Origin of the sequence: Nonomuraea sp. NPDC049784, from assembly GCF_040659615.1 — a bacterium.
Lineage (GTDB): Bacteria > Actinomycetota > Actinomycetes > Streptosporangiales > Streptosporangiaceae > Nonomuraea.
Genome location: NZ_JBFAMX010000050.1, coordinates 1 through 15,964 on the forward strand (window position 1 = coordinate 1; position 15,964 = coordinate 15,964).

At 67.6% G+C, this 15,964-nt stretch carries 14 protein-coding genes, 2 tRNA genes and 1 rRNA gene; 5 read left to right on the top strand and 12 right to left on the bottom strand.

The genetic code is table 11. The features are described 5' to 3' along the window. Positions 1-534: ribosomal RNA gene (locus AB0J09_RS14210) — 16S ribosomal RNA — on the bottom strand; the annotation flags it as partial. 574 nt (positions 535-1,108) lie between these two features. Between AB0J09_RS14210 and AB0J09_RS14215 the strand changes: the two genes are divergently transcribed. Both AB0J09_RS14215 and AB0J09_RS14220 read left to right on the top strand, forming a co-directional pair. After that, a complete protein-coding gene (locus tag AB0J09_RS14215; RefSeq protein ID WP_360689838.1) occupies positions 1,109-1,507 on the top strand; it encodes a hypothetical protein in 399 nt (132 codons plus the stop codon). A gap of 65 nt (positions 1,508-1,572) precedes the next feature. Further along, complete coding sequence (locus tag AB0J09_RS14220; RefSeq protein ID WP_360689840.1) at positions 1,573-1,782, top strand: hypothetical protein; 210 nt, start codon at positions 1,573-1,575, stop codon at positions 1,780-1,782. Here the strand turns inward: AB0J09_RS14220 and AB0J09_RS14225 are convergent. The 9 genes from AB0J09_RS14225 to AB0J09_RS14265 all read right to left on the bottom strand — a co-directional run bounded on the left by AB0J09_RS14225 (position 1,755) and on the right by AB0J09_RS14265 (position 11,650). Beyond that, positions 1,755-2,432, bottom strand: coding sequence for a response regulator (locus AB0J09_RS14225; protein ID WP_360689842.1), 678 nt, complete (start codon positions 2,430-2,432; stop codon positions 1,755-1,757). The genes AB0J09_RS14220 and AB0J09_RS14225 overlap by 28 nt on opposite strands. Continuing rightward, complete coding sequence (locus tag AB0J09_RS14230; RefSeq protein WP_360689844.1) at positions 2,429-4,924, bottom strand: DUF4118 domain-containing protein; 2,496 nt, start codon at positions 4,922-4,924, stop codon at positions 2,429-2,431. Before AB0J09_RS14230 ends, AB0J09_RS14225 begins: the two co-directional genes overlap by 4 nt. Before the next feature lie 9 nt (positions 4,925-4,933). Continuing rightward, entirely contained in the window at positions 4,934-5,401 is a 468-nt protein-coding gene (locus AB0J09_RS14235; protein ID WP_360689846.1) for a group II truncated hemoglobin, read from the bottom strand. 99 nt (positions 5,402-5,500) lie between these two features. Further along, a tRNA-Met gene (locus AB0J09_RS14240) sits at positions 5,501-5,574 on the bottom strand. A gap of 210 nt (positions 5,575-5,784) precedes the next feature. Beyond that, a tRNA-Met gene (locus tag AB0J09_RS14245) sits at positions 5,785-5,861 on the bottom strand. A gap of 56 nt (positions 5,862-5,917) precedes the next feature. Then, on the bottom strand, positions 5,918-8,866 hold the full coding sequence (locus tag AB0J09_RS14250) for a UPF0182 family protein (protein WP_360689848.1): 2,949 nt from the start codon (positions 8,864-8,866) through the stop codon (positions 5,918-5,920). A 129-nt stretch (positions 8,867-8,995) separates the two neighbouring features. Beyond that, positions 8,996-10,042 carry a PDZ domain-containing protein gene (locus AB0J09_RS14255; protein ID WP_360689850.1) on the bottom strand — a complete coding sequence of 349 codons (1,047 nt, stop codon included), beginning with the start codon at positions 10,040-10,042 and terminating at the stop codon, positions 8,996-8,998. A gap of 10 nt (positions 10,043-10,052) precedes the next feature. Next, the gene (locus AB0J09_RS14260; RefSeq protein ID WP_360689852.1) at positions 10,053-10,478 is read right to left on the bottom strand and encodes a molybdenum cofactor biosynthesis protein MoaE; all 426 of its coding nucleotides are present in this window, start codon (positions 10,476-10,478) and stop codon (positions 10,053-10,055) included. Between the two features lie 98 nt (positions 10,479-10,576). Then, entirely contained in the window at positions 10,577-11,650 is a 1,074-nt protein-coding gene (locus AB0J09_RS14265; RefSeq protein WP_360689888.1) for an NAD-dependent epimerase/dehydratase family protein, read from the bottom strand. A gap of 130 nt (positions 11,651-11,780) precedes the next feature. On the opposite strand from AB0J09_RS14265, the gene AB0J09_RS14270 reads away from it, so the two are divergent. Genes AB0J09_RS14270 through AB0J09_RS14280 form a run of 3 tightly spaced genes read left to right on the top strand, consistent with a single transcriptional unit; the run spans position 11,781 to position 14,561 of the window. Next, complete coding sequence (locus AB0J09_RS14270; protein ID WP_360689890.1) at positions 11,781-12,986, top strand: zinc-dependent metalloprotease; 1,206 nt, start codon at positions 11,781-11,783, stop codon at positions 12,984-12,986. Further along, positions 12,983-13,543: an NUDIX domain-containing protein gene (locus tag AB0J09_RS14275; protein ID WP_360689854.1), complete on the top strand. Its 561-nt coding sequence runs from the start codon at positions 12,983-12,985 to the stop codon at positions 13,541-13,543. Before AB0J09_RS14270 ends, AB0J09_RS14275 begins: the two co-directional genes overlap by 4 nt. A 31-nt stretch (positions 13,544-13,574) precedes the next feature. Further along, a complete protein-coding gene (locus AB0J09_RS14280) occupies positions 13,575-14,561 on the top strand; it encodes an endonuclease/exonuclease/phosphatase family protein (protein ID WP_360689856.1) in 987 nt (328 codons plus the stop codon). On the opposite strand, the gene AB0J09_RS14285 is transcribed toward AB0J09_RS14280, so the two are convergent. Continuing rightward, a complete protein-coding gene (locus tag AB0J09_RS14285; RefSeq protein ID WP_360689858.1) occupies positions 14,548-15,132 on the bottom strand; it encodes a hypothetical protein in 585 nt (194 codons plus the stop codon). The genes AB0J09_RS14280 and AB0J09_RS14285 overlap by 14 nt on opposite strands. After that, positions 15,129-15,644 carry a M48 family metallopeptidase gene (locus tag AB0J09_RS14290; protein WP_360689860.1) on the bottom strand — a complete coding sequence of 172 codons (516 nt, stop codon included), beginning with the start codon at positions 15,642-15,644 and terminating at the stop codon, positions 15,129-15,131. The genes AB0J09_RS14285 and AB0J09_RS14290 overlap by 4 nt, the downstream gene beginning before the upstream one ends. Between the last annotated feature and the right edge of the window lie 320 nt (positions 15,645-15,964).

Genomic DNA, 15,964 nt, shown 5'->3' on the forward strand with positions numbered 1-15,964 from the left:
AATAATTCCGGACAACGCTTGCGCCCTACGTATTACCGCGGCTGCTGGCACGTAGTTAGCCGGCGCTTCTTCTGCAGGTACACGTCAACTTCGTCCCTGCTGAAAGAGGTTTACAACCCGAAGGCCGTCATCCCCCACGCGGCGTCGCTGCGTCAGGCTTCCGCCCATTGCGCAATATTCCCCACTGCTGCCTCCCGTAGGAGTCTGGGCCGTGTCTCAGTCCCAGTGTGGCCGGTCGCCCTCTCAGGCCGGCTACCCGTCGTCGCCTTGGTAGGCCACTACCCCACCAACAAGCTGATAGGCCGCGAGCCCATCCCCAACCGAAAAATCTTTCCACACGCATCCCATGCAGAAGCGCGTCATATCCGGTATTAGACCCAGTTTCCCGGGCTTATCCCAGAGTCAGGGGCAGGTTGCTCACGTGTTACTCACCCGTTCGCCGCTCGAGTACCCCGAAGGGCCTTTCCGCTCGACTTGCATGTGTTAAGCACGCCGCCAGCGTTCGTCCTGAGCCAGGATCAAACTCTCCAAACAATGTCTGTCCGGAAATCAATCCGAGCTATCCGTCAAAAAGACGGGGTCATGCATGTAAATCTCATGCACTGGCTTTTAACACACTGTTGAGTTCTCAAGAAACGGACGCGTACACCCTCACTCGAAACCATTCAGGCTTTTCGCTCGGAGGCGTTCATTTCGTTGTGTCTTAATTCTTTCAGCCGTTCAAGTCCCTGTCAAATTGACCCGACTTGCTCGATCTGCAGAAATTAAGCCGTGCCGCCCCGTTTCCGGGACAACCCCTCTAACTTACCAGCCCATCCGAAGTGATACGAACACCGTCGGACGAGCCTGAAGGTAGTGGGATTCGCTGGGCATCTCCGGAGGTTCCTGGAACCCCTTGGCCGCCCTGCGAGAAGCAACTCTAGCAGCCCGTCGCGCCCACTTCTGCCTCTTGGGTAATCCTGATGTCCTTCCCTCCCCACGCAACGCTCAAACCTTCACAAGGACCCCCTGGTCGGCACCCCCGGCGTCAAGCCGTCAGCAAGTCATCCGCAATCGCGACCCGGTACGAAGTAGCTACGAGCAGACTGCGCTCTCGGAGGTGTCCGCTATGACCCGCTCGGAGTTCGACGACATCCGTGCCTTCCTCGCCGACGAGGCGACCCATGCCGGAGACCTGCTGAGAATCGCCAGGACCCTGATCGACGACCTCGAGCACGCCCGCCTGCGCGAGGCCATGCTCCGCACCCACTACCTGCGCCTCCTCACGGCCGCGCGGGCGACAGTGGCGGCGGACACCGTGGGGGCGCCCGACCCCTTGGCGTTCCTCAAGCACGAGCTGGCCGAGCGCGGCCAGCTGCCGGAGGACGGCGAGGCCGTGCAGCGCATCCTGTCAGACGCCCGCACGGCGGCGGCGCTGCTCGAGTGTCTGGAGGACACCGTCCCAAAGCGCCCGCGCGGAATGCGCCTGCGCCGCTGCGTCGGCATGAGGAGAGCACTCCCGCACTAGGCCACTGACCCGATGACGACTCGGGGCATACCCCATCTTGGCCGCCCGGCTGTAAGACTGCGCGTATGTGGCAGCGGAGGTTGAACTGGGCGGCAGTCGCACTGGTCGCGATATTCGGCCTGATGTGGGTTGGCGTCGTTCTTTACGCCGATCCAAGCTCTTCCCTGCCGATGCAGATTGTGCAAGTGATCTTCGGGCTCGTGCTCCTCGGCTGGGCCGCGCACAAAGCGTTCTCGATGATCAGGACCTACGACGAAGAAGGCTGGAACCGGTAACCCATCCCGGGCTCGGTCAGCAGATGGACGGGGTGGGAGGGGTCCCGTTCGAGCTTGCGCCGGAGCTGGGCCATGTACTGGCGTAGGTAGTGCGTCTCCTTCTCGTACGAATCTCCCCACACTTCCCGTAGGAGCTGGCGCTGGCTGATCAGCTTGCCCGGGTTACGCAGCAGGATCTCCAGGAAGTGCCACTCCGTGGGCGTCAGCCGTACCCCACCGGAGATCGTCTTGTTGGAGAGGTCGATCACGTGATCGCCCAGCCGCACCGTGGCGGCCTCCTCATCCGGCTGGCCCGTGCGGCGGGTCACCGCGCGGACGCGTGCAAGCAGCTCGTCGATGCTGAACGGCTTCGTCACATAGTCGTCGGCGCCCGCGTCGAGCGCATCCACTTTGTCGGTGCTGTCCGAACGGCCCGAGAGGACGATGATCGGGACCGAGGTCCAGCCGCGCAGGCCCTGAATGACCTCAACGCCTTCGAGGTCGGGCAGGCCGAGGTCGAGGATGATCAGGTCGGGGTGCCAGTCGGCGGCCTGGCGCAGCGCTGTGCCGCCGTCGGGCGCGACCGCCACCTCGTACTGCCTGGCGGCCAGGTTGACGCGCAGAGCACGCAGGATCTGCGGCTCGTCGTCCACCACCAGCACGCGGGTCATGCGTGCCTCCGCAGCGAGATGGTCATGGTCAGGCCCCCTCCAGGCGTGTCCTCCAGCACGAGCGCGCCGCCCATCGCCTCGGTGAGACCGCGCGAGAGCGCCAGGCCGAGCCCCACGCCCGTGTGGGTGTCGCGGTCCCCGAGCCGCTGGAATGGCATGAACACCTTTTCATGCGCTTCGGAGGGAATGCCGGGACCCCGGTCGATGATGCGGATCTCCACGTTCTCGCCGTGCCAGCTCGCGTTGACGAGGACGAGCTCGTCGTCGGGGCTGTAGCGGATCGCGTTCGCCATCAGGTTGACGAGCACCCGCTCCAGCAGGGCGTGGTCTGCCATGATCTCCGGCACCATGGGCGGAAGGTCACTCTGAATCCGCTCGCGCAGGGGGCCGAGGTCGTCGATGGCGCGCGGCAGGACGTCCTCGATCGCCACAGGCTCCAGGTGCACGCCGAGCACGCCCGCCTGGAGGCGGCTCATGTCGAGGAGGTTCGAGACGAGCCGGTCCAGCTTGATCAGCGACTCGTCGGCGGTGGCCAGCAGTTCGGACCGGTCCTCGTCCGACCAGGTGACATCGGTGCTGCGCAGGCTCTCGACCGCCGCCTTGGCCGAGGCGAGCGGAGTACGCAGGTCGTGGCTGACGGCGGCGAGCAGGGCGGTGCGCATCCTGTCGGCCTCGGCCAGCGGCTCGGCCTGCTCGGCCGCCTCCCGCAGCCGCTGCTCGCGCAGCGCGACGGCCGCCTCCGCGGCGAACGCCTCCAGCACTCGCCGATCGCTCGCGTCCAGCAGCCGGCCGTGGGCGGCGAGCACGAGCCGGTCGTCGATCACTACGTCGGTGTCGGCCGTCCCCGGGCTCGTGCACGGCGCTCCACCCGAGGTGGCGACGATCTTCCAACCGTCCGAGCGTTCGAGCAGGGTCACCGAGATCAGTCCGAACGTCTCCCGCATCCGGGCCAGCAGCGACGGCAGCGCCGCCTCGCCCCGCAGCACGTGCCCCGCCAGCGTGGACAGCACCTCGGCGTCGGCCTGCGAGCGCGCCGCGTCCCTGCTGCGCCTGGCCGCCAGGTCGACGACCGCGCTGACCATGGCCGCCACCAGCACGAAGATGGCCAGCGCGAGCACGTTCTCCGGCGCCGCGATCGTCAACGTGTGCAGCGGCGGCGTGAAGAACCAGTTGAGCAGCCCGAATCCGAGCACCGCCGCCGTGAGGGCCGGCCACATGCCGCCCACCAGGGCGACCCCTACGACCAGCAGCAGGAAGAGCAGGATATCGCTGGGCAGCGACAGGTCCAGCGGCCCGAGCGCGACGGTGAGCAGCGGCATGCCGAGCAGCGCCAGCCCCCAGCCGGACAGCCGTCGCCCGCGGGTCAGCGCGGCCCTCGACCGCGCCCGCTCGCGCCCCTTCCTGATGGCCTCGTGCGTGACCATGTGAACGTCGATCGACCCCGACATCGCCGTCGTGGTCACGCCCACACCACGCGAGAGGATCTGCGCGAAGCGCCCCCGTCTCGACGCCCCCAGCACGAGCTGGGTCGCGTTCACGCCACGGGCGAACTCGAGCAGCGCGCGCGGAATGTCGTCGCCCACCACCTGGTGATAGGAGCCGCCGAGGTCCTCGACGAGGGTGCGCTGGCGGATCAGGTTCGTGGGGTCGCCGGCGGAGGTGAGGCCGTCGGCGCTGGTGACGTGCACGGCCAGCAGGTCCGCACCCTTGCTCCTGGCCGCGATGCGGGCCGCCCGCCGTATGAGCGTGTCGCCTTCCGGGCCTCCCGTCAGCGCGACCACCACGCGCTCGCGGGCCTCCCAGGTGCCCGCTATGCCATGGTCCGCACGGTAACGGTCGAGTTGCTCGTCCACCTTGTCTGCCACCCAGATCAGGGCGAGCTCCCGCAAGGCGGTCAGGTTGCCGACGCGGAAGTAGTTGGCCATCGCGGCGTCGACCCGTTCGAGCGGATAGACGTTGCCGTGGGCCATCCTGCGCCGCAGCGCCTCTGGCGCCATGTCGACGAGCTCGATCTGGTCAGCACGCCGCACCACCTCATCCGGTACGGTCTCCCGCTGTGGCACGCCGGTGATCTGGTCGACCACGTCGTTCAGCGATTCGAGGTGCTGGATGTTGACGGTCGAGACCACGTCGATCCCAGCGTGGAGGACTTCGTCGATGTCCTGCCAGCGCTTGGCGTTGCGGGAGCCGGGAACGTTCGTGTGGGCGAGCTCGTCGATCAGCGCCACGGCGGGGGCGCGGGCGATGACGGCATCGACGTCGAGCTCAGTGAATGTCGCGCCCCGATAGGACATCGTCCGTCGCGGCAGGATCTCCAGCCCTTCGAGCAGACGGGCGGTCTTGGCGCGGCCGTGGGTCTCCACGAAGCCCACGACCACGTCCTTGCCACGTTCGCGGGCGCGGTGCGCCTCGCTCAGCATGGCGTACGTCTTGCCCACCCCGGGTGCCGCACCCAGGTAAACGCGCAGCATCCCGCGGGACGTGGCTCCCATTCCTCCAGGTTAAGGCTGGTAGGGCGGCGCGACCCCCCAGCCCCAGTGCGGCACGGGCGCCTCCAGCGGAGGCTTGGCGTCCGGCTGGGAGTTGTGCCTGGCCAACCTGGTGCCCCATTCGATGTAACTCGCGAACGCGGCCCTGAACTCGGGGTCGTCGGGCAGCCCCACCTCGTCCGCCGCGTCCATGAGCAGGCTCACCCACCTGCGGCGCTGCGGCTCGGTGATGGCCTTGCCGAGGTGGTGGCGGAGCATGTTCGGATAACCGCCACGCTCCTTGGTGTATCGATCTGGCCCGCCGAACACCTCGCTGAGCCAGATCGCCACATGTTTCGGATGGTCCGGGTCCATGTGGGCGAACAGCGGGCCGATCAGCTCGTCTTTGACGACGGTCCGGTAGAAAGCCTCGGTCAGCCGTTCGAACGCCTCGCTGCCGCCTGCCCATTCGTACAGCGTGGGCACTGCTTCGTCAGTCATGTAATGATGTAATCACCCTTGCTGAGGGCAGGCAAGGGCTGCGGAAACGACAAAGTCCCCGGCCTCCGGATGATCCGGTGACCAGGGACTCTGGGTAAGTAGCGGGGACAGGATTTGAACCTGCGACCTCTGGGTTATGAGCCCAGCGAGCTACCGAACTGCTCCACCCCGCGTCGGTGTGTCATCAATAACTATACAGGCTCCCATCAGTGCTTGGGACATCCCGCCTTCCCGCCGGCCCCAATGTGACCGCAGTCACTGGTGGCGGCCCTCATGCGAAAGGGGCAAAGACACACGGCCGACCCCCTGGCAACGGAAGTCCATCCCCAAGACCGAGATGCGCAAAAGCCCGGGTTCCGTTTCCGGACCCGGGCTTCTGGGATTGGTAGCGGGGGCAGGATTTGAACCTGCGACCTCTGGGTTATGAGCCCAGCGAGCTACCGAACTGCTCCACCCCGCGTCGCCTTGCGTTCTAAAGACTAGTCGGCTGCGAGGGGTGGGCGCAAACTGAATGGGCTAGGACGTGCCTCCGGCTTGCGATCCCGTAGGCGATGGCGACGGCGAGGCCGGGGCGGAGGGCGTGGCCGACGGTGAGGCGGAGGGTGAGACGGAGGGCGTGGCAGAAGGGGTCGCCGAGGGCGTGGCCTGGTTCGCCCCCTCCAGCGCCTTCAGCGCCTCCTCCAGCCGCTTCTGAGCGTCACCGTAGGCATCCCAGTTAGGCGGGCTGGACTGCAGGGCCTTCTGCGCGTCCTCGTACGCCTTCTTGGCGTTGCCGATCGCCGTGTTGATCGCCGTGTTGGTCTGGCTGGGGACGGTCTGCTGCTGTTGCTCAGTGGGGTTCTGCTGCTGTTGCTCGCCGCCGAAAACCTCCTGGAGCGCCTGGTCCAGAGTTGGCCCGACGCCGATCTTGCTGCCGTAGGACACCAGGACCCGCTGCAGGATCGGGTACGGCTCCTGGCCACCGCCCGCGGCAACCTGCACGTACACCGGCTCGATGTAGACCAGACCGCCCGCGTACGGCAACGTCAGCAGGTTCCCGTAACGCAGCGACGAGCTGCCCACGCCCATCACGTTGAGCTGACCGGCGAGGCGGCTCTGGAAGGCGTTCTGGATCTGTCCCGGACCCGGGATGGGCGAGTTGGACGGCATGCGCAAGATGCGTAGCCGGCCGTACCCGGAGCCGGCCGACGAGTCGACCGCCATGAACGCCGACAGGTTGGCGCCTCCCTGGCGCGGCACGAACGTGGTCGTCAGCGAGAACGTCGGCGTGCCGCCCGGCATCGTGGTGGTCAGGTAGTAGGGCGGCTGCTTGATGTTCTTGTCGCCCTGCGTCGGGTCACCGGGGACGTTCCAGAAGTCCTGGCCGCTGTAGAAGGCGGCCGGGTCGGTGATGTGGTAGCGCGACAGCGTGTAGCGCTGCACCTTGAACAGGTCTTCCGGGTAGCGGATGTGGTTGCGCAGGTCGGGGCTCATCTCCGAGGCCGGGCGGATGATGCCGGGGAACGCCTTGCTCCAGGTCTTCAGCATCGGGTCGTTGGTGTCCCAGCCGTAGAGCTTGACCGTGCCGTCGTAGGCGTCGACCGTGGCCTTGACGGAGTTGCGGATGTAGTTGATCTTGTCCGTCGGCTGCTGGGCGATCACGCGGCGGTCGGTGGACGTGTCGCGCGTCATGTCGCCGAGGCTCTCGCTCTGCGAGTACGGGTAGTCGTTGGACGTGGTGTAGCCGTCGATGATCCAGGTGATGCGCCCGTCGACGATCGCCGGATAGGGGTTGCCGTCGAGCGTGAGGAAGGGCGCTACCTTCTCCACCCTGTCACGCGGGTTGCGGACGTACAGGATCTTGGAGCTGTCGTTGATGTCGCCCGACAGGAGGATGTTCGCCTCGCCGTACTTGGCGGCGTAGACGAGCCTGTTGACGAACGACCCGACGCGGACCCCGCCCCCGGTGTAGGTGGTGTTCTCCTGGCCCGTGCCGCCCGTCTTCGGGTAGTCGAGCTCCTGCGGGTTCTTCGGGTTGCCTCCCGCGATGACGTACTCGGCCGAGGACGGGTCCTCACCGTAGTAGACGCGCGGCTCCCGCAGCTTGGTGGAGGTCGTCAGCGGGCCGGTGACCGGCATGTCCTTGGCGTCGTACGCGGGCAGGCCGCTCGTGTCGACCTGGTTGCCCGGCGCGGCGACGAAGCCGTAGCCGTGGGTGTAGACGAGGGCCTTGTTGATCCAGTTGTTCTGACCCTCGGGCGGGCCGGTCAGCTCGCGGACGCCGACGACGTGGTCGACCAGCTTGCCGGTGCTGTCGGGGTAGCGGTCGACGTCGAGCGTGTCGCCGAAGCTGTAGAAGCCGCGGATGCGCTGCGTCTGCTCGTACGTCGACGACACCAGCGCCGGGTCGAGCAGCCGCACCCCGGAGACCGAGGTGTCTCCGTCCTTCTGGACCTTGGCGGGGTCGGACTCGGCGTTGTAGTTTTCCACCTCGGTCTTGTCGACGTTGTACGCCTCGCGTGTGGCCTCGATGTTGCGCTGGATGTAGGCGGCCTCCTTGCCCTGCTGGTTGGGCTTGACCTGGAACTGCTCGACCAGCGCCGGGTAGACGCCGCCGATCAGGATGGCCGAGAGCACGAGCAGGCCGGCCGAGACGCCGGGGAGCATGCCGCCGGGGCGCACGACGCCGGCGAAGAACAGGGCGGCGCAGATCAGCGCGATGATCGCGAGGATGGTCTTGGCCGGCAGGACGGCGTTGACGTCGGTGTAGGAGGCACCGTTGACGAAGCCGCGGTCGGAGAAGACCAGGCCGAAGCGGTCGAACCAGTAGGCGACGGCCTTGAGCAGCAGGAAGATGCCGAGCAGCACCGACAGGTGGGTGCGCGCCGCCCTGGAGGCGTGCACGCCGGGCGACTGCAGCCGGAACCCGCCGTACAGGTAGTGGGTGATCGCCGCCAGCACGATCGAGATGATCACGGCGGTGAACAGGAAGTTCAGCACCATCCGGATGAACGGGTAGTCGAACATGTAGAACGAGATGTCCAGCCCGAACAGCTTGTCCTGCTTGCCGAACGACACCCCGTTGACGAACTCAAGCCACGTCTCCCACTGCCCGGCGAACGAGGAGCCGGAGAAGAGAGCGAGCAGGCCCATGCCGACAATGAAGATCAGCTTGCGGTGGGGGTCGAGCGCCATGCGGTAGCGGTCGGCGCCGCTGCCACCGCCGAACATCGCCGGCCCGAACATCGGGCGCATCCGGAAGGCCAGCAACATGTTGCCGCCCGCGATGCCGACCATCAGCACCGCCCCGACCAGGAACAGCACGATCTGGGTCAGCAGCACACCAGTGAAGACCGACGTGTAGTTCGTGGCGTCGAACCACAGATAGTCGGTATAAATCCCAGAAAATAGGAAAAACAACGCCACGATCGCCACAAGAGCGATCGCGACAGGCAGAAGCAGTCGAGGTCGGCGGGGCAAGCGCATCGCCCGGCCGGCTCCTGGGGTCCGGAAGCTCAAGGCCAACCCCTCGTCGTGATGAAAAAACGGTCCGTGTCTGGCAACCTACACCGCGGTGCCAGCGCTACGGCTAACGGATGGCAGGCGCCAGAAGTTTCATCCGGCCTCACATGCGGGCACGTTTCCTTTACCCGTCCGCAGCGCATCGAGCGCCTGCACCGCGTCGTGCATCGTGTCGGCCCTGACCAGCCGGAGCCCGTCGGGCACTGCCTTCATGGCCTCGGCGCAGTTGTCGGCGGGGGTGAGGAAGACGGTCGCGCCAGAGTTCTTGGCGCCGACCATTTTCTGCGCGATGCCGCCGATCGCGCCGACCTGGCCGGACGGCTCCATCGTGCCGGTGCCCGCGATCAGCTTGCCGCCGGTGAGCTCACCGGGCGTGAGCTTGTCGAAGATGCCGAGCGAGAACATCAGCCCCGCGCTCGGCCCGCCGACGTCTCCCACGTTGATGTCGACGTCGAACGGGAACTTGTATTTCGCCTGCATGAGCACGCCCACGAGGGTCTGCCCCTTGGGGCCCGCCACCGTCGGCACGGTGACGTCGAGCTTTTTTCCGCCCCTTGTGACGTTGAAGACCACGTTCTCGCCGGGCTTGTGCGCCTTGACCGCCTCGCCTACGACGTCGACGGTCTTCGCCGGTTTGCCGTCGACGGCGTTGATCTCGTCGTCCTTCGCGAGCTTGCCCTCGGCGGGCTTGCCCTTCTCTGTGGACACGACCGTCACGACCGTGCTGTAGGGGATCTTGAGCTCGTTGAGCGCGGCGGCGGTGGCGGAGTCTTGCGAGTTGGTCATCTCGACCGTGTTCTCCTGCTCGACCTCCTTGGGGTCGCGGTTGGGCGCGAAGATGGTCTCCTGCGGGACCACCGCGACGGTCGGGTCGATCCAGCCGCGCAACGCCGTCAGCAGGTCGATCTGGGCGGCCGGGCCACCCTGGTAGGCCACCGTGACGAGGCTGAGCGCACCGCTGGTGGGATAGGTCGGCCGCCCCTTGATCGAGATAACGGGCTTCTTGTCGACCTCGCCGATCGTGTTCTCGGTCGGGCCGGGGCTCAGGACGACGTACGGGACGGGCCTGAACGCGCCCACCACGCCGAGCGCGAGCACGAGGAAACCCGCGAGCAGCAGGGTCAGGGCGCGTCGTGACATGTCGATGAGCTTATTCGGCGGCGCCGACCCATTCGGTCTCGCCGTCGGCGAACGCCTGATGTTTCCAGATCGGGACCTGCGACTTCAGGTCGTCGATCAGCCGGCGCGAGGCCCTGAACGCCTCGTCCCTGTGGGGCGCGGCCACCGCGACGATGACGGCCGCCTCACCCAGCTCCAGGTCGCCCACGCGATGAACGGCGGCCAGCGCCGTCACCGGGAAGTCGGCGGCGATCTTCTCCGCCACCTGCCGCAGCTCGGCCTCCGCCGAGGGATGCGCCGAGTAGGAAAGTCTGGTCACCGGCTTTCCGTGGTCCTGCTCCCGGACGGTGCCCACGAAGAGGGTGGTGCCGCCGGCGGCGTGGTCTCCCACCGCGGCCAGCACCTCGTCGACGGAGAGGGGCGTGTCACGAATGCCGAGCAACCGGATGACGTCCACAGAAAGGGAGCCTACCCAATGAGAAACCTGCTCGGTGGGCTGCCGCCCGACGGCCGCGCCAGGTCCGGTCCGTAGCGGCAGTCCACTTAGCAGATTTCTCATTGGCGCCGCTTTTTACGTACCTGCCGGACGATCGCGGCGGTGCCGATGACGGCGACGGTGGCTCCCGCGGCGGTGAGCGTGGCCTCCTTGACGGGCAGTCGCCGGCCGACCACGGTCGTCCTGTTCTCGCGCAGCTCCAGAAGCTGTGCGAAAGCGGCCTCGTTGGTCCACGACGGCTTCCAGCCCGCCTCGCGCAGTGCCGCGCAGTCGACGACCCACGGATAGACGACGTAGTGCAGGTCCGTCGCGGGTGCCGGGGTGATGCCGAGCCGGTGGAGCCGCTGGGCCGTGCCGAAGGTCAGCCCCGCGGGCAGCTCGAGGCTGCGGATGCCGGACAGCTCCTCCACCTGGTCCTGCACCAGACACCCGTCGGAGCCGACGGCCACCACACCAGTGACCCCGCCGCGCGCGGCCAGCTCCAGCGCCGAGACCAGGTCGTCGATGTGGCAGAACTGCCAGTGCGGGCTGCAGCCCTTGACGGTCAGGAGTCTGGGCGATTCGAAGTGACGGGTGATGACCGTGTCGACTCCTGGGCCGACGACGGCGGCCGGGCGCAGCACCGTGATCTCCAGGCCGGGGTGGCTGCGCAGCGACCTGCGTACCAGGGACTCGATCTCCAGGAAGTCGCCCACGACGCCGGTGTCGGGCTCGGCCGCCACCGGGGCGTCCTCGGGCAGGGGCACCTCGTTGTCGGGCGCGGCGCCGTACACCATCGCGCTCGTGACCAGCACCACACGGCGCACACGTGCCGCCGCGGAGGCTGTCAGCACCGTCTGGGCGGCTCGGAGGTTGTACGCGCGCCGCTCACCTGGGTCGGAGTCGACGGCGTAGTCACCGGCCAGATGGACCAGGACATCGATGTCGGAGATCCGGTTCGCCAAGAGCGGATCCCGTACGTCGATCACTCTCCACGTGGCTTCCCGAATGTCGCCGCGCTCCTCGTCGATGGCCACCACTCTGCGGAAATCCGAGGCGGATACGAGCCTCGCGAGCAGCTCGCGGCCTAGGCCGGAAGCCGCTCCCGTGACGGCTACTACGGGTTCGCGCGGGCGTTTCGAGGTAGGCACCAGGTCCTCACTTTGCACTGATCCGCCGTAGGACGACTAACGTGGCGGATGTGGACTCCTCCATCCTGCACGAGGTAGAGCGGTGACTGACCTGCCAGGTCGCGAAAACGACCCTAACGAGAACCCGTTCGCCATGTTCGGCAACCCTGAGCAGATGGCTCAGGCGATGCGCCAGTTCGCCGACATGCTGTCGGCGCCGCAGGGTTCAGGCCCTGTCAACTGGGACATGGCCAAGAACATCGCCCGCCACGCCGTGGTCGCCCAGGGCGACCCGAGCGTCATGGAGGGCGAACGCCGCCAGATCGTCGAGGCGCTGAGCCTCGCCGACCTCTGGCTCAACGAATCGACGACGCTGCCGAGCGGCGTGTCGAACCCGCAGGCCTGGAGCCGGTCCGAGTGGATCGAGAACACCGTCCCGATCTGGCGCAAGCTCTGCGAGCCGATCGCGGAGCGCATGGTCGAGACCATGGGCGGCGCGCTCGGCGGCTCCGGACTGCCTCCAGAGGCCCAGCAGATGGCCGGGCCGCTGCTCGGCATGCTCAAGCAGATGGGCGGCATGATGGTCGGCCAGCAGATCGGGCAGGCGCTCGGCTCGCTGGCCCGCGAGGTGGTCGGCACCACCGACATCGGCCTACCGCTGTCCGACACGGCCGCGCTGCTGCCTGGGGGCATCGCCTCCTTCAGCGAGGGCCTGGAGATCCCGTCCGACGAGATCAGGCTCTATCTGGCGCTGCGCGAGGCCGCACACCACCGGCTGTTCCAGCACGTCCCGTGGCTGCGCTCCCACCTGCTGGGCGCGGTCGAGGAGTACGCCAAGGGCATAACGGTCGACACCTCGGCGCTCGAAGAGCAGATCCGCGGTCTCGACATCAACAACCCCGAGGCGATCCAGGAGGCGCTGAGCGGGGGCAACCTGCTCAAGCCCGAGGAGACCGAGCGGCAGAAGGCCGCGCTGGCGCGGCTGGAGACGATGCTCGCCCTGGTCGAAGGGTGGGTGGCCACCGTGGTCGACCGGGCGGCCGAGGGCAAGCTGCCCTCCGCCGTGGCGCTGGCGGAGACCGTACGCCGGCGGCGCGCGACCGGCGGGCCCGCCGAGCTGACGTTCGGCACGCTGGTGGGGTTGGAGCTGCGGCCCCGGAGGCTGCGCGAGGCGGCGGCGCTGTGGCGCGCGCTGGAGAGCGCGCGCGGGCTCGACGGGCGCGACGCGCTGTGGGGCCACCCCGATCTCATGCCGACGGCCGACGATCTCGACGATCCCGACGCGTTCGTACGTGGCGAGGCGGCCTGGGACATCTCCGAGCTGGAGAGGAAGCCGGACGACGAGGGCGACCAGAGTTGAGCCTGCACGGCGACGCGGTGGCGGTGCTGTCCGCGTGGAACGCGCCCACGCCCGGGGAAGAGGCGTTGCGGGTGGAGTTCCTGGAGCATTTGCGCTCGTACGACGACGCGATGCTGCGTGAGTGCGTACCGGGGCATCTGACGGCCACGACGGCGGTCCTGTCGCACGACGGCTCGCAGGTGCTGCTCACGCTGCATCCGAAGGCCAAGATGTGGCTGCCCATGGGTGGCCACTGCGAGATTTCCGACATGTCGCTCGCGGAGGTTGCTTTGCGGGAGGCATGGGAGGAGTCGGGAATTTCTGGGCTTGAGCTGCTGCCTGGGCCGCTCGCGGTGGACAAGCACGTCGTGTGGTGCCATCCGCCGCACAGCTGGCATCTCGACGTCGAATACGCGGCCGTGGCCCCTCCCGGCGCCGAGGCGGTGATCAGCGAGGAGTCGCTGGATCTGCGCTGGTTCCCCGTCGACGGCATTCCCGAACTCTCCGACGAGGCGACGCGGCGATTGGCCGCACGCGGACAGGCCGCGCTTAGCTCGGGTTCACGCGCGCTCGGCTAGAGTCCTTTGCGTCGTTCCAGGAGGGGGTTGCGTGGAGACTTCTGCCGTCGGCGGCACGATCGTGACACCTGGGCGCAAGCGCAGGAAGTTCCCTGGGACGGCGCTGACGTGGCTGGCCGTGACCCCGTTCGCCGCCTGGGCCGTGGTCAGGGTGGCGGGGCTGGAGCGGGGTTCGCTGCCCACGCAGATCATGACCGCCACCCCGTACGCCGCGGCGGGTTCACTGGTCCCCCTCCTGATCGCCGCGGTCGGGCGCAAGCGCGCCGCGACCGCCGTCGCGCTGCTGGCCACGGCCGCGCTCGGCTTCAGCGTGCTGCCCAGGGCGCTGGGCACGGCCGAGGCCACGGCGGGCAGGCCCTTCCGGGTCATGACGATCAACATGCTGTTCGGCAGGGCCGACGCGGTGACGATCATGAAGCTGGTACGCGAGTTCAACCCCGACGTGCTGAGCACGCAGGAGCTGACGCCCGGGGCGGTCTCCGACCTGGACGCGGCCGGCCTCGAAGAAGTGATGCCGCACCGGGTGCTGCTCCCCGAGTGGAGCGCCGGAGGGAGCGGGCTCTACTCCAAGCACCCGCTGGAGGCGCTGCCGGGCCTGATGCCGCCGGTCGGGCACCAGATGCCCGCCGCGCTGGTCTCGCTGCCGGGCGGGAAGCCGATCGAGTTCATCGACGCGCACCCCTTTCCGCCACTGGGGCCCCAGGTCATCGAGTGGAACGAGGCTCTCGCCGCCTTTCCGTCCGTCTCACCGGACCGGATCCGGATCATCGCGGGTGACTTCAACGCCTCGCTCGACCACGCCGCCCTGCGGGGGCTGCTGGCCCGCGGCTACAAGGACGCGGCCGACACGGTGGGGGCAGGGCTGATACCGACGTGGCCGGCGAACAAGCGGGTGCCGCCGATCATCACGATCGACCATGTGCTGGTGGATGAGCGGGTGGGGGTGAAGGAGGTCAGCGTGCGCGACGTGCCGAGGACCGACCATCGCGCCGTCCTGGCCGAGCTCACCGTGCCCTGACCAGCGCCCTCGTGTTGTCCCAGCCTTCGAGGCCGGGGTCGAGACGTTCGACGTCTTCGCGTGTGCGCAGGCGGTGCCAGCCCGGGGTCGTGGCGACCTTGCGGGGGCCGGGGGCCTGAGCCCGCAGGGTGGTCACGATGTCCGCGTCGTCGAGGTCGGGGTCGGCCCATGCGGGGGCGGGGAGCGCGCAGGCCATGGCCACGGCGCCGCCGTTCTCCGCCGGGCAGATCGTGATCTCGGCCCTGCCCAGCTCTCTGAACAGCTTGCCGACGAGAAGGGGCGGCAGGTCGGGGGCGTCGGCGCTGATCACGGCCGCCTGGTCGGCGTTGAGGCGTTGAAGGATGATTTTCAGCGGTTCGTCATCTTTTATCGTGATCACTTCGGTGCCGGGCCAGACGATCTCCTCCAGCTCGGGAACGCTGGTGATCAGGACCGGGGTGACGAGCTCGAGCCCCGCGACCATCTCGTAGGTGTCCTCCGCCATCGCTTCGAGGAATTCGCCGGCGTCCACGCCGGGGGGCGCCGCCTGTGCCATGCGCTGTCGTACCAGGACCGCGGCGATGCGCGTCAACACTCCTCCGGTGCCGTGTGGGCCGCGGCCGAGAATCCCTCCAGAAACCCGCGCGCGCGTTCTGCCTTGGGATACTGTTCTACCAGCGCCCAGAACTTGGCCCCGTGACTGGGCACCAGCAGGTGCACCAGCTCATGGATGATCACATAGTTGATGACCCATTCGGGCAGGCCCTTGAGCCTGGTCGAGATTCTGATCGTGCCGTTCTCCGGGGTGCACGAGCCCCAGCGGTGCTGCTGGTTGTCGACCCAGCGCACGCTCGCTGGCTCCGGCATGCCGTCGAGATATCTCGCCGACAGCTCCTTGGCTCGCTCGAGCAGCGCCTCGTCGGTGGGCCTTCGCCGGCGTTCCTTCGCGGCCAGCCGATCCAGCATCCGGCTCACCCATTCATCTGCGTCTTCGCCACTCAGCCAGGCGGGCAGGAGCACGATCGTCTTGTCGCCGTCGCGGTAGGCGGAGACCGTACGCCGGCGACGAGAACTGCGACGAACCTCGACTGTCTCGGGGGGCACATATGCACGGTAGCCGACCCTGGCGAAATTCCACAGAGGGTGGACGTTGTTTCTGCTGGTCAGATGATTAAGAGCCGGTGAATTTGGGCAGGCGCCGTTTCCCGATGCGCCACCTGACCTGGATCATCCTGCTGGTGGCCGTGGTCACGGACGCCCTGAGGATTCCCACCTCAGCGCGGCTTCCAGGCGTTGATGGTCTTGGTTCAGACGTACTTTGGCGGGCCTTGTGGGGGTTGGCACGTTCTAGGCGATCTTCGCAGTGATCGCGCCCACTTCCGACATTGGATCATTTTCCGGGAAAGATTGATTTACCAGATCTT